Origin of the sequence: Limimaricola litoreus, assembly GCF_024159025.1 — a bacterium.
GTDB classification, from domain to species: Bacteria; Pseudomonadota; Alphaproteobacteria; order Rhodobacterales; family Rhodobacteraceae; genus Limimaricola; species Limimaricola litoreus.
In genome coordinates, this window is sequence record NZ_JAMYXC010000284.1 from 1 (window position 1) to 12,888 (window position 12,888).

Below are 12,888 nucleotides of genomic sequence, written 5' to 3' on the forward strand. Positions count from 1 at the left end.
ATGCACCCGCATGGCGCGGCGCGCGGCCTCGACGTCGCGGGCGGCAAAGGCGTCGAGTATGGCGCGGTGCTCGGCTTCGTAGAAGCGCGCCACGTCGGCGGCGTCGCGGCGGTTGTTGGCGCGGGTCCATTCGGGAAAGCGGCGGCGCGCGCGCCAGAACTCCTCGACGATGGAGACGAAGACCGAATTGCCGGTGGCGCGGGCGATGGTGACGTGGAAGTCGCGGTCGCGCCGCTCGACCTCGTGCAGGCTCAGCGCCGGATCGGCCATGCCGGCGATCAGATCGCGCAGATGCGCCTGATCCTCGTCTTTGATGAAGGGGGCGGCGGCGGCGGCGATTTCGGGCTCGATCCGGTAGCGCGCCTCGACCAGCTCGTAGAAACCGGGCTGGGCGGGGGCTTCGCGCGGGGCCTCCGGCAGCGCTTCGGCGACGAAGGCCCCGGCGCCGAAGCGGGTGACCACGTAGCCCATCAGCTCCAGCGCGATCATCGCCTCGCGCACCGTGGTGCGGCTGACGCCCAGACGTTCGACCAGATCCTTGTCGGCGGGCATCTTGGCGCCGGGGGCGAGGTCGCCCGCGCGGATCGCCGCCACGATCTCGTCTGCGACGAGCCGGTAGCGCGGGGTCTGGATGATGGGCTTCACGCGGGTCTCCCGGCCTGCCGGCCTCAGGCGGGCCGGTCGTCTTGCAAGTAGTGGCGCACGTTGTCCTCGAAGCTGTCGTCCGCTTCGAGACCGAGCGCCAGCGCCTTGGCAGGATCGTAGTCGAAACGCCAGCCCGACACGATGTCGCGGATCGCCGGGTCATCCTCGAAGCGAATGAGCTTCGCGGGCTCAGGCCCGGCCACGGCGGTCATCGCCTCGATCATCTGGCGGATCGAGAGCCTCTGGCCCGGCATGATCATGGTCCGGCTCTGGCCCAGATCCGCAGCCTCTATCTCGGCGCCGCGGATGAGGTTCTCCACGCAGAGCCGCGGGCTGAGGTAGTAATGCTCGAAATCGGGATCGACCGGGCAGACGGCCTCCTGCCTCGACAGGGGCTCGCGGATGATCGAGGACATGAAGGACGACGCGGCGCGGTTGGGCTTGCCCGGGCGCACCGAGATGGTGGGCAGGCGCAGCGTGCGGCCGTCGACGAAGCCGCGGCGCGAGTAGTCGTTGACCAGAAGCTCGCCGATCGCCTTTTGCGTGCCGTAGGAGGTCTGCGGGTTGGGGATGGTCCAGTCGCGGATCGGGTCGGGCACCTCGCCGCCGAAGACCGCGAGCGAGGAGGTGAAGACCAGCACCGGGGCGCGGCCCTGCAGGCGCGCGGCCTCGAGCACGTTGAGCGCGCCGTGCAGGTTGACCTTCATGCCGTCCTCGAACTCGGCCTCGGCGTGGGAGGAGACCACGGCGGCGAGCAGGAAGATCGCGTCGAAGCCGGGGGCCATGAGGCTGTCGATTGCCGTGCGGTCGGTGATGTCGCAAGCGGTGGTGGCGATGTCGAAGGGGGCCTCGGGGGCGTCGGGGGCCGCGATGTCGGCCAGGGTCAGGCCGGAGATCTCTTGGCCGCGCAGCGTGGCGCGCGCGGCGAGACGGCGCGCCAGCTTCTGGCCGATGAAGCCGCCGCCGCCGATGATCAGGATGTTCATGTCGGTGTCTTTCGGTCGAATGGGGAGGAGCCGGGGGCGGTCGCGCCCCCGGCGGTCACGGGCCTAGTCGCGCAGGCCGATGCGCTCGAGAAAGCCGATGTGGCTGTCGACGATGGCGCGGGCCTCGGGGGTCTTTTCGGCCCAGCTCTCCCATGTGTCGGTCGCGGCCTTGCGGAAGGTGGCGCGATCCTCGGCCGACCAGTCGTGCAAGGTCACGCCCTTTTCAGGCAGCGCGCTGAGCGCCTCGCCATTGTCGACGATCACCCGCGTCATCAGGCCGAGCGCGAGGCTGTCCATCGAGACGCGCAGGATCTCGCGATGCGCCTCGGGCATGGCCTCCCATGTCGCGGTCGAGCAGGCGAGGTGGTCCGAGGACATCGAATGAAAGCCCGGATAGGTGGTGTGTGTGGCGATGTCGTAGATGCCAAGGCCTACGTTGTTGGCCAGCGTCGAGGCGTCGGCGCCGTCGATGATGCCGGTCTCCAGCGCGGTGAAGATCTCGGTGAAGTCCATCACCACGGGCTTGGCGCCGAGCGCGGCGAAGATCTCGGATTCCATGCCCGGCGGCGAGCGGAACTTGAAGTTCTCCAGATCCTCGATACCGGCGATCGGCCTGGTCGAGTTGAGCGATTCCTGCCCCCCGAGCCAGGCGCCGACGAACTCCATGCCGTTGGCGTTGTAGAGCGCGTTGATCTGCTCGCGCCCGCCGCCATACTTGATCCAGGCGAGGAACTGCAGCGGCGTGTCGTAGCCGCCCATCACATCGGCCACGAACTGGAAGGCCGGGTTCTTGCCGGTCTGGTAGGAGCCGTTGGTCATGTCGCAATCGAGGATGCCGTTGGCGGCGGCGTCGAAGCTCTCGGCGGATTTGACCACCGCCGAGGAGTAGAACATCTCGATGTCGATATCGCCCCCCGACATCGCCTCGACATTCTCGACCCATTCGGCGGCAAGCTGGCCCGCGGGCGACTCGGGCGATTGCTGGGTCTGGATGCGCAGCGTCGTGGTCTGCGCCGCGGCAGCGCCCGCGAGCAGCGCAAGACCGGCGGTGGCGGTGGCAAGCGTCGAGATGATCTTCATGGTTCCCTCCCTGTGAAGTCCTCCAGCGGGAGCCTGCCAAGGGCCGCGCCAGATTGCCAGACAATTCGACAATCCGGCGCGGAAAAGGCTTACAAGAGCCCGCGCCCCGCGAGGTTGCGCATCAGCGCGCCCGCGCCGAAGCTCCATTCGGGGCATTCGGTCGAAAGCCGCACCGTGTTGCGCAGCGCGCCCAGCCGGTCCTCGGCGATCTCCACCACGTCGCCCGGCTTGTGGGTGAAGCCCTGTCCCGGCGCGTCGCGGTCCTGCACCGGGGCGAAGAGCGTGCCGAGAAACAGCATGAAGCCGTCGGGATACTGGTGATGCCGGCCGATGGTCTGGGCGACGATGCTTTCGGGGTCGCGGCTGATCTTCGACATGGAGGAGCGGCCTTCGAGTTTGAACCCGTCCTCTCCCGTCACGGTGAGCGTCAGCTCGGCCTTGCGCATGTCGTCCATGGTGTAGTGATCGTCGAACACCCGGATGAAGGGGCCGATGGAACAGGACGCGTTGTTGTCCTTGGCCTTGCCCAGAAGCAGCGCCGAGCGTCCCTCGACATCGCGCAGGTTCACGTCGTTGCCAAGCGTCGCGCCGCGGATCCGGCCGCGGCTGTCGATGGCCAGCACGATCTCGGGCTCGGGGTTGTTCCAGTTCGACATCGGGTGCAGCCCGACGCCGGCGCCCCAGCCGACGGCGGCCATGGGCTGGCACTTGGTGAAGACCTCCGCATCCGGGCCGATGCCGACCTCGAGATATTGCGACCAGAGCCCCTCGGCCTGCAGCACCGCCTTGACCTGCATCGCCTTGTCCGAGCCGGGCACGATGCCCGAGAGGCTGTCGCCGATCACGCCTTGCACCCGCGCGCGGATCTCCTGCGCGCGGTCGGCGTTGCCTGCCGCCTGCTCCTCGATCACCCGCTCGACCATGCTCTCGGCAAAGGTGACGCCCGAGGCCTTGATCGCCTGAAGATCGGCGGGCGGCAGAAGGTGCGGCGCGTCCGGCGCTTCGGTCGAGGCGGCGAGGATCTCCTCGACGCTGCCGATGTCCTCGCCCGGCGCGTCGCGCAGGTAGGCGGCGAGATCGTCACGTTCCATCAGGTCGCGCATGGTCGGCACCTCGCGCGAGGTGATGTCGATCACCCGGCCCGCGCGCAGGGTCACGAGGGCGGGGCCCTGGGGGCGCTGCACGCGGCCTGCGAGCAGCGCGCGGGAATGGTCTTGGGGAAGCATGGGTCAGCCTTCGTCGTCGGGGGGCAGCATCTTGCCCGGGTTGAGGATGCCCTCGGGGTCGAGGGCGGATTTGAGCGCGCGCATCACCGTGACGGCCTCACCATGCTCGGCCGCCATGTAGGCGATCTTGCCCAGCCCCACGCCGTGCTCGCCGGTCACCGTGCCGCCGAGGCGCAGCGCGTTCTCGGCCAGCGCATCGGTGAAGCGGTGCAGCCGGGCCATCTCCTCCGCGTCGTCGGGGTCGACCCGCAGGCCGCAGTGGAAATTGCCGTCGCCGACATGGCCGACGATGGTCGAGGTGAGCGCCAGCTCGCGGGCGAGCGCCTGGGCATGGGTCACCGCCTCGGCCAGCCGCGAGATCGGCACGCAGACATCGGTGGCCAGCGTCCGCTTGCCCGGATCGAGCGCGCCGGTGGCATAATGGGCCTGGTGGCGCATGTGCCACAGCTCGCGGCATTCCTCGGCCCGGTCGGTCCAGCGCAGGCCCATGGCGCCGAATTCGCCCGCGAGATCGCCGAAGGCCTGCGCCTGCTCGCCGACGTCCGCCGGGCTGCCGTGGAACTCCACGAAGAGATGCGGCGCCTCGGGCAGGTCGCTGTTCTGATAGGCGTTGAAGCCGCGCAGCATCATCTCGTCCAGAAGCTCGATCCGCGCCACCGCCAGCCCCGACTGGATCGTGGCGATCACGCAATCGACCGCATCGGCGACAGTGCCGAAGCGGCAGGTCGCGGCCGAGACCGCCTCGGGCTGGCCGTGCAGCTTCAGCGTCATCTCGGTGATGATGCCGAGCGTGCCCTCGGAGCCGATCATCAGCCGGGTGAGATCGAGCCCCGCGCTCGATTTGCGCGCGCGGCTGCCGGTGCGGATGATCCGCCCGTCGGCCAGCACCACTTCGAGCGCCAACACGTTGTCGCGCATCGTGCCGTAGCGCACCGCGGTGGTGCCCGAGGCGCGGGTCGCGGCCATGCCGCCGAGGCTCGCGTCGGCGCCGGGATCGACCGGGAACATCAGCCCGGTGGCGCGCAGCTCCTCGTTGAGGCGCGTGCGGGTGACGCCGGGCTGGACCACCGCGTCCATGTCCTCGGCATGCACCGCGAGGATGCGGTTCATCCGCGCAAGGCTCAGCCCGATGCCGCCCCTGACCGCGAGGTGATGCCCTTCGAGCGAGCTGGCCGCCCCGATGGCGGTGACTGGACAGCCATGGTCATGGGCCGCGCGCAGGATCGCGGCGACCTCCTGCGTGGTTTCGGGAAAGGCCACGGCATCGGGCGGGGCGGCGGGGTGATGCGCCTCGTTGGCGCCGTGCTGCTCGCGCGGTGCCCGCGCGGTGGTGAGCCTGTCGCCGAGCAGGGGCGCGAGCGCCGCGATCGCCGCCGGGGCGGCGGGGTGAATGGTCTGCATCTGTCCTCCCCCGGCGCGCCCCGACTACGGCGCGCCACTCCTTTGGGGATAATTGGTATACCATTTTCGCGCGGCATCAAGCCGCGCGGTCCCCGGGGCCCTGATCAGGGCCGCCGGATCAGGGCCGGATCCGCACGGTAAAGGAGACGGAGCCCTGCGCGCCGGGCTGCAGCGCGCCCGAGCAGCTCCAGCCCAGATGGCCCTCATAGCCCGAGGCGGCGGTGGCCGGGGTCACGAGATCGCACGACACGCCCGGCGCGAGGGCGGTGGGATCGGTCGGCGGGGCGGAAAGCGCGGTATAGGGCGGGGTGCGGTCGAAGATCGCGAGGTCCTGCACCGGCTCTCCGGCGGCGTTCAGCACGTCGATCCGGTAGGTCAGCAGATCGCCCGGCGCGCCCTGGTTGGCCGTGCCTTCGGGGGTGCCCTGGGTGATGTTGCGCACCGTCTTGCGCAGGATCAGCCCCGAGGCGGTGGTGGTGCTGCCGAGCCGGTCGATATTGGCGGTCCCATGGGTGGCGGTCGTGTCGGTGAAGGTCGTCGTGGCGTCCAGGCGCAGGGCGAGGCTGCCGCCCGGCCCGACGCCCGCCCCCGCCGAAACCCGCAGCACAAGGCAGACCGGCATTCCCGCCGTCACCGCGACATCCGCCAGGAGCGGCTGGTCGGGCGCGCCGTCGCAGGCCGGATCGTCGAACAGCGCGACCGCATAGCCATCGCGCGGGGTCTCCGAGAGGATGGTCACCGCAAAGCCCACCCGCCCCGATGAGCTGGCGGTGTAGCGGTGCGCCAAGGTCACGACCTGCCCCGCCGAGATGGCGGCGACCTGATCCTCGCTCAGCTGCGGAACCGGCAGCAGGCCGAAGTCGAGATCGAGGTAATCGGTCGCGGTGGCGGGCAGGTAGGCGAAGCGCCCGTCATGCGGATCGGCGTCGACGAGGCCCGGCAGAGCATCGCTGCGCTCCGAGATGGCGATGCGCCCCTCGCCGGGCAGGACCTCGATCATCACCGCGCCTGCGTGATCGGCCGCGAGGCTGTAGGACCAGCGCCCCGCCGCATCGGTGGTGAGCCGCGCAAGCTGCGTGCCGTCCTCGCCCGTCAGGCGCAGCGCGACGCCGCCCAGCCCCGTCTCATCGCCGCCCCTGCGCGCGTCATGCGCCGTGGCCCCGCCGCTGCCGTCATCGAGAAAGACGCGGCCTTCGAGCCTTCGGCCGCTGTCGATCCGGGCCAGCGCATAGGCGGTCTCGTCGTCATCAATGAGGCCGTCGTTGCCGTCATCGACCGAGGCGCCGACGCCCGGATCGCTGTCGGGATCGGGCAGGGAGCTGTAGATGATCTCGGCCCGGCCGGTGGTCTCCCCCGTTTCGCGCATGCGCAGCGTGACGGTCAGACGCTCGGAGGTCGCGCCGATGATCTCGTCGACGAACCACAGCCCCGTCTCGGGGTCATAGCTGTCGCCCGTCGCCGGGGCGCTGTCGGAGACGTAGTCGTAGCCATCGGGGATGCGGGCGATCACCTTGACGCCCGAGGGCGAGCCCGCGCCCGCGTTCTCGACCGTCACGATCCAGTCGAGCAGGTCGCCCGGCGCGGCGGAGCTGCGCGGGGTGGTGGTGCCATGGGCGGCGATGTAGCTGGTGATCGACAGGTCCGACCCCGCCGCGTCGAAGCCGAAATCCTGATCGCGCGTGACGCGGTCCGGGGCCACGGCAACGCCCATCCGCGGGTTCGAGGTGCCGATCCGGCGGCCCGCGCCAAGGTCGGGGTCGGCCTCGTCGAGCAGGACGCGGTGGCCGGTGTTCACCAAGAGGCCCGAAAAGCCGTAGCTGCCATCGGCGGCGGTCTCGGTGGCCTTGATCTCGACATCGTCGGAGGTGTCGGAGGGGGTACCGCTCTCGTTGAAAAGCCGCAGGCCGATGCCCGCGCCGAGATCGGTCTCGCCCGCGTCGCGGGTGTCGGAGGCGTTGGCGTCCTCGTAGACATGGCCCGCGATCGCGCCGAAGCGGATCGGTGCCGCGCCGCGGCAGGAGGCGCCCTCGCTCAGCCCGCCCTCGTCGAAACTCATCCGGGCGATGAGCTGCGCGCCCCCCGTCGCGGTGTCGATCAGGAAGAGCCCATGCGTCGTATCGGAATAGCCATAGAGCCGGCCCGCCCCGTCGAACCAGATGGCGCCGAAGACGCCCGCATAGATCGCGGGGCCGATGAGCTGGGGCGTGATCGTGCCGGGCAGGCCGCCATTGGCGGGCGCGCGAAACAGCCGCCCGGTCGATTGGTCGATGCCGTAGAGATGGCCGTCCGCCGGGTTCCAGGCGATGTCCTCGGGCGCGACGCCGAAGGCCAGATTGAGCAGGCCGCGGCTCACGGGCGAGCTGGGCGTCGCCAGATCGACGATCTGCCATGTGGTCGCGTCCACCGCGTAGATCATCGTCCCGTCGGGCAGGATGTCACCGGCGCGCGCGGCATCCTCGGCGCCGGATATCTTGCCCATATCGGTGAAGCTGCCGCTGCCATCGACCCGGTAGAGCCGGGTGTCGCCGGGCCGCAGACCGTAAAGATAGCCGTCTACCGCATTGTAGCCCCATGGCCCCGTGCGCGCGGCCCCGGCGGCGCCGATCTGCTGCGCGTTCACCGTGTAGCCCGCGCTTGAGCTGGTGAAGCGCAGCCGCCGCAGCACCGTGCTGCTGTCGTCGAAGCGGTAGAGCGAGCCATCGCAGAGGAAGGGCGGCGGATCGTCGGAGATGGTGAGCGCGTAATCCTCGACCTCGCCATCGAAGGCGGTTTCGCTGCCGAGGCTGTCGGTCGACCATCTGAAGCGCGCATAGGTGGTCTGCGCCGTGGCCCCGGCGGGCACGGCGACCTCGAATGTGATGGTGCCGTCGACCGCCCCGTCACGGTCATCGGGGCCGCCGTCCTGCAGATCATGCGCCACCCTGTCGCCGGCCTGGGCAAAGCTGCCGTCGCCGTCGAAATCGATGAAGCCCTGCAGCCAGGCCGAGCCGGGCGTGGGCTCGTTCACCGTCACGGTGATCTGCGCGAGGCCGCCCGCGTGCAGCGTGCCAAGGCTCACGCCGTCCTCGTCGTCCTGCCCGGAAAGATCGTCGCCCTGCGCGCCCGCCCCGGCCTGCGAGACGGCATCGGCATCGGGCGGCACCGTGCCGAGGTAGTAGTCGGGCGCGCCTTCGACGACGTGGCGCGGATCGCCGTAGCTCGCGGGCGCGTCGCCGCGGTCGGCCTCGGGCGGTGTCCTGAGGGTGATGGCGTGATCCTCGACCTCGCCATCGGGGGCGGCGGCGGTGGCGTCGAGCCCCGCCACGCTCGAGAACCGCAGCCGCGCGAAGCTCGGCACCAGCGGGGCCGTCGGCGGCACGGCGATGTCGAAGGTGATGGCCCCGTTGGCTTGCCCGTCGAGATCATTCGCCCCGCCGTCGCGCAGATCGGTGCCGACCTTATCGCCCGGCGTCAGGAAGGAGCCGTCGGCGGCGAAATCGACGAAGACCTGCAAGAGCCCGCTGCCCGCCACCGGCTCTCCGACCGGGATCGAGACGCGGCGTGTCAGCCCGCCGTAAAGCTGGGGAAACAGCGCCTCCTCCTCATCGTCGCGCCGGCCCGTGTCGTCGCCTTTCGCATCGGCGCTGTGCTGGGTGGAGCCGTCGCCATCGCCGGGCTCCGCGCCGATCCGGTATTGCGAGGTGTCGTCATGCTGCGGATCGCCGTAGGTGGCGGGGGCGTCGCCGCGATCGGGGCCGGAGCCCGCGTAGATGCTGGTCGGATCGTCGCGCCCCGCGCCGCCGCCATTGCGCGCCACCCCGTCGCCATCGCTTTCGTTCTCGCTGTCGGACAGATCGGAGACCGGCGTGCCCGAAGCGGTGCGCGCGGTGACCTCGGCCTGATTGCTGATCGTGGTGTCGAGATCCTCGGGCACGAGGGTGTAGGTCGCGGTGTAGACCGCCTTTTCGCCCGGCTCCAGCGTCCCCTCGGGCGAAAGCCCGGTGGCGCTCTGGAAGGTGATGACCGGCGGCACGCCCTTGCCGCTGAAGCGGGTCTCGGCCAGCGCCACGTCGGTCAGGGTGAGATTGCCGAAGTTTTCGGCGGTGAAGACATAGGCGATCGTCTCGCCCGGATCGGCGTAGCCGTTGAGGTTCACATCCGCCAGCGTCGCCATCTTGAGCAGGCCGACCGAGCCCACGTCGATCGTCACCGTTGCGGGCGCGGTGAAGACCGGGCCGGCCGTGTTCTCGGGCCGCTGGAGGCGGTATTCGATCGGGGTCGGCGCGCCGAAGAAGGCGACAAGGGGCGTGAAGGTCAGCTCGCCGCTCGCGTCGTCATAGGACCATGTGCCCTCGCCCGGCACATCGAAGCCGATCCGGTGGCCCGCATCGTCGGTCACCTCGTTGAGCGCCGTCGCCGGCGGCACGAGATCGACCGCCTGCAGCGCGTAGCGGCTGGGGGTCTGCGAATTGTTGGCGGGCGGGTTGTTGTTCCCGGTCGCGACCGAGTCGTTGTAGAGGATGCTCAGGCGCACGGGCTCGCCCAGCACCTGCTCCTTGATGTCGTCGACCAGCGTGGTGGCGCGGAAATCGCCGCATTGCAGGTTGAAGGTGTCGGCCAGCTCGTAGCTTGGATTGGCGAGCCGGACGAGGAAATTGGTGTTCGCGGTGCGCCCGAAGCGGAACACCGAGGTCTGCGGATAGAAGATCTCGAGGCCCGAGACCGGCTCGTTGTTGTAGTTCCGATCGCCTTCGAGAATGAAGATCTCGCTGCCGAAGGCGCTGGCGCCGGTGAAGAAGCCGCGCCTTGTCGTGGCCGTGCGGTCGACGCGGACATATTCGACCCCGCCGCCGCAGATCTGCGCATAGACCTGCTCGTTCGAGGGGCCGTCGATGTCGTTGATCTGGATGTTCACATCCGCGATGACCGGAACGCCGCCCTGATCGGTCACCAGATCATGGGTGCCGGCCTCGTAGAGATGGAAATCGGCGAAATGCACGTCCTGCGCGGCGGAGGTGATCTGGATCTGGCCGTTGCCGGTGCCGAAGACATGATCGAGCGCGGCGTCGGTCAGCACGCCGACGATGTCCACCGCCCGCCCGTCCACGCGGCCCGCATTGCGCCACAAGGCGCGCTTGCCCGCGCCGCTGCCGACGACCTGCGGCGCGCCGACCGTCTGCAAGACGAGCTCCTGGGCAGGGGCGGGGGCGGCGGCAAGGGTCATGCCAAGCGCCAGGCTGGCGGCGACGAGACGGCGGCATGGCTTGAGCCGCGCCGCGCGGCGGAAAACTGGCGTCATGGTGAGGGCTGTCCTGCAGGCTGTCGCATCGAAGGCCCCGTGACAGGGCTCTGCGCAGGCATGACGCATGAGGCTTAATATCGGCTGAAGCGCGGGCGGGCGCTCCCCTTCGAACAGGGGCGGTCATGCGTCGAGACCCGCGCGATCTCGGGGCATTTCGATGAAATTTGCGTGCATCTTCCGCTCTGAAAATGCGGATTTTCCGGGTCACGGGGGGCGATGGGGCGGGGCCGTTAGGCATGTCTCAACACGCGGGCGCTAGGGGAAGGGTGTCGGCCCCAAAGAGGGCCCATGGGGGTTCCCCATCACCGCCGCGGCAATGCCGTGGCCCCGAGAAAGGACATGCCGGATGACGTCATTCGTCTGGACCGCAACGCGCCATTGCGCCCCTGCCGCGCTGGTTCTGGCGCTGGCCGGGCCCGCCCTGGCGCAGGATCTCGTCAGCGAGCTGAGCTTCGCCATCGTCGAGACGGATTCCGAGGGCGAGGAACGGCTCGCCGCGCGCGAGGCCGTCCGCCCGGGCGAGACCATCGAATACGCGCTGGTCAGCCGCAACCTCTCCGAAGAGGACGCACTGGAGGATGTCGTGGTCGGCGCCCCTGTGCCCGAGGGCACGAGGCTGATCCCGGCCTCCGCAACCAGCTCGCTTTCCGCCCTTCTGGAGGTGCAGGCCGAGCTCGATCCGCAGGTGCCGGGGCTCGAATGGTCGGGCCTGCCCGCCTTTCGCACCATCCGCACCGATGAGGGCGACACCGTCACCGAGCCTCTGCCGGACGCGGAGATCGTGGCGCTGCGCTGGCGCTTCGAGGAGACCCTGCCGCCGGGCGGGGAGGCCCGGACCACCTATCGGCTGATCGTCGACTGAACGCTTCCGGTCTCCAGTCCGGCCCCCGTTTCGGCCGCTGCGCTCACCCCTCATCCTTCCTTGCAGAGACATCCCCATGATCCATTCCCGCGCCGCCCTGCGCTCGACCACCGCGTTGACGCTCATCTCGCTCGCCGCCACGGCAGCCTTCGCCGCGCCGGAGGCCGGATCGGTCATCGGCAACCAGGCCGTGGCGAGCTATGTCAACGCTGCCGGTGACACCGTCACCGTGACCTCGAACAAGGTCGAGACCCTGGTGCAGCAGGTCGCGGGCGCGACGCTGACCGCCGACATCACCGAAACCGTCGCGCCGGGCGGCAAGGCGTTCTTGCCGCATGTCATCGTCAACGAGGGCAACGGCGCGGACATCTTCGACCTTTCCATCGCCGAAGGGGCGGGCGCGCTCGATTTCGCCAGCATCACCATCTATGCCGATGCCGACATGGACGGCGTCGCCGACAGCGCCACGCCGATCACCCAGACGCCGACCCTCGCCCCCGGCGAGCGCTTCGGCTTCGTGATCGACGCCACCGCGCGTGCCGATGCCGCAAGCGGCGCGACCGAGACGCTGACCGTCACCGCCGCCAGCCAGCTCGACCCGAGCGTGAGCCAAAGCAACACCGATCAGCTTACCGTCTCCTCGGACGCGATCATGGAGCTGGTCAAATCCATGACCGTCGACCGCTCGGGCGGGAATCCCGACATCGTCGATCCCGGCGACAGGGTGGAGATCACGCTGACCTACACCAACACCGGCCTCGCCCCTTCGAGCAGCTATGCGGTCGAGGACGTGCTCGACGCGGCGTTGCCCTATCTTCCGGGGTCGGCCCAATGGTCGGACCGCACGGTCACGGGCGGGCTCGACGAGACCAATGGCGGCGGCACCGACGCCACCAACGGCGCGGGCGAGACCGTCGCCTTCGAGCACGACCCCGCGACCAACACCGTGGGCTTCACCATCTCCTCGGTCGCGGCGGGGCGCAGCGGCTCGGTCACCTTCACCGCGACGATCGGCGCGGCGGATGCGGGCATCATCGAGAACGTGGCGACCCAGTCGGACGCAGGCGGCAGCTACGCGCCCTCGAACACCGCCTCGATCCGCGTCGACGGGAGCTTCGCGCCGGATCTGGTCGACAGCTACACCCTGCCCGATGCCTCGGTGCTGGCCTCGCGCACCGATGATGGCGCGGCGGGCGACGGCATCGTGACCGAGACCTCGGACGCGGCGCAGGGCGGCACCATCGCCTTCGAATTCGTCATCGGCAACGAAGGCAACGAGACCGACAGCTTCGCGCTTGATGTCGCCAATCTCGATTTCCCGGCGGGCACCACCTTCCGCTTCGTCGGCGACGACGGCGCGACGCCGGTGGTGGGTCCGCTCGGCCCGCTCGCCCCGGGCGAGGCGGC

The 12,888-nt window shown here is 69.8% G+C and carries 7 protein-coding genes and 1 pseudogene; 2 read left to right on the plus strand and 6 right to left on the minus strand.

Features of this window, described 5'->3' with window-relative positions:
• The 6 genes from NHG85_RS17565 to NHG85_RS17590 form a co-directional block, all read right to left on the minus strand.
• The coding region (locus tag NHG85_RS17565; RefSeq protein WP_253334859.1) for a FadR/GntR family transcriptional regulator at window positions 1-645 on the minus strand (645 nt) is incomplete at its 3' end.
• A 23-nt stretch (window positions 646-668) separates the two neighbouring features.
• A complete protein-coding gene (gene denD / locus NHG85_RS17570) occupies window positions 669-1,631 on the minus strand; it encodes a D-erythronate dehydrogenase (protein ID WP_253334861.1) in 963 nt (320 codons plus the stop codon).
• Window positions 1,632-1,694: 63 nt separating this feature from the next.
• Window positions 1,695-2,711, minus strand: a complete 1,017-nt coding sequence (locus tag NHG85_RS17575) for a TRAP transporter substrate-binding protein (protein WP_253334862.1) — start codon at window positions 2,709-2,711, stop codon at window positions 1,695-1,697.
• Window positions 2,712-2,800: 89 nt separating this feature from the next.
• Window positions 2,801-3,937, minus strand: a complete 1,137-nt coding sequence (locus tag NHG85_RS17580) for a fumarylacetoacetate hydrolase family protein (RefSeq protein WP_253334863.1) — start codon at window positions 3,935-3,937, stop codon at window positions 2,801-2,803.
• A 3-nt stretch (window positions 3,938-3,940) separates the two neighbouring features.
• Window positions 3,941-5,338 carry an FAD-binding oxidoreductase gene (locus NHG85_RS17585; protein WP_253334864.1) on the minus strand — a complete coding sequence of 466 codons (1,398 nt, stop codon included), beginning with the start codon at window positions 5,336-5,338 and terminating at the stop codon, window positions 3,941-3,943.
• A gap of 118 nt (window positions 5,339-5,456) precedes the next feature.
• Window positions 5,457-10,616: a CLIPPER-2 domain-containing protein gene (locus tag NHG85_RS17590; protein ID WP_253334865.1), complete on the minus strand. Its 5,160-nt coding sequence runs from the start codon at window positions 10,614-10,616 to the stop codon at window positions 5,457-5,459.
• Between the two features lie 349 nt (window positions 10,617-10,965).
• On the opposite strand from NHG85_RS17590, the gene NHG85_RS17595 reads away from it, so the two are divergent.
• Complete coding sequence (locus tag NHG85_RS17595) at window positions 10,966-11,481, plus strand: hypothetical protein (protein WP_253334866.1); 516 nt, start codon at window positions 10,966-10,968, stop codon at window positions 11,479-11,481.
• Between the two features lie 76 nt (window positions 11,482-11,557).
• Window positions 11,558-12,888 (plus strand): annotated as a pseudogene (locus NHG85_RS17600) (hypothetical protein); the annotation flags it as partial.

Excerpts from the sequence above, each read along its gene's own strand:
- denD (WP_253334861.1), bottom strand. The coding sequence starts at position 1,631 with ATGAACATCCTGATCATCGGCGGCGGCGGCTTCATCGGCCAGAAGCTG.
- NHG85_RS17575 (WP_253334862.1), bottom strand. The coding sequence starts at position 2,711 with ATGAAGATCATCTCGACGCTTGCCACCGCCACCGCCGGTCTTGCGCTG.
- NHG85_RS17580 (WP_253334863.1), bottom strand. The coding sequence starts at position 3,937 with ATGCTTCCCCAAGACCATTCCCGCGCGCTGCTCGCAGGCCGCGTGCAG.
- NHG85_RS17585 (WP_253334864.1), bottom strand. The coding sequence starts at position 5,338 with ATGCAGACCATTCACCCCGCCGCCCCGGCGGCGATCGCGGCGCTCGCG.
- NHG85_RS17590 (WP_253334865.1), bottom strand. The coding sequence starts at position 10,616 with ATGACGCCAGTTTTCCGCCGCGCGGCGCGGCTCAAGCCATGCCGCCGT.
- NHG85_RS17595 (WP_253334866.1), top strand. The coding sequence starts at position 10,966 with ATGACGTCATTCGTCTGGACCGCAACGCGCCATTGCGCCCCTGCCGCG.